The 697-nt window shown below is 45.1% G+C and carries 1 pseudogene; it reads left to right on the forward strand.

Annotation, left to right across the window (positions count from 1 at the left end):
- A pseudogene (locus R7Q09_RS25780) lies at positions 1-697 on the forward strand (glycerol-3-phosphate 1-O-acyltransferase); the annotation flags it as partial.

Genomic DNA, 697 nt, shown 5'->3' on the forward strand with positions numbered 1-697 from the left:
CAACCAATACCTTAACGAGCACGCGCCAGAGTGGACAAAAGACATCGATAGCATGGGCGGTAGCAAACCACAATGGATGAATCCTGTGGTCAATGAGCTAGCGAACAAGATGATGACGCATATTAACGATGCGGCAGCGGCAAACGCCTTAACGCTTTGTGCAACAGCATTGTTGGCTTCTCGTCAACGTGCACTGTCTCGTGATTCTCTGATCAATCAGATTGAGTGCTACTTGAAGCTACTCAAGAACAACCCATACTCAAGCACTTCAACCATCCCAACAGAAAGTGCTGAAGAGTTGGTTGATCACGCTATCTCGTTAGATAAGTTTGTGATTGAAACAGACAGCATGGGCGACATCATTTCTCTTGATCGTAGTCAATCGATTCTGATGACTTACTATCGCAACAACATCATTCACTTGTTTGCGCTGCCATCGTTGATTGCCCAGATGATTATTCGTCAGCGCAATCTCACCGTGGAGAAAATCCAAGAGAACGTTGCGCAAATCTACCCATTCTTGAAGAAAGAGCTGTTCCTAAGCTACCAAGAGGAAGATTTAAACGACCTTGTGGTGAAAACGTTGAATGAGTTTGCCGAGCAGAAAATGATCTGTCTTGATGGCAACAAATTGGAAATCAACCAATCAAACAACCAACCGCTGGTTCTACTTGGTCGCACGATTACTGAGACGCTG

This window comes from Vibrio sp. 2130-1 (genome assembly GCF_033339515.1).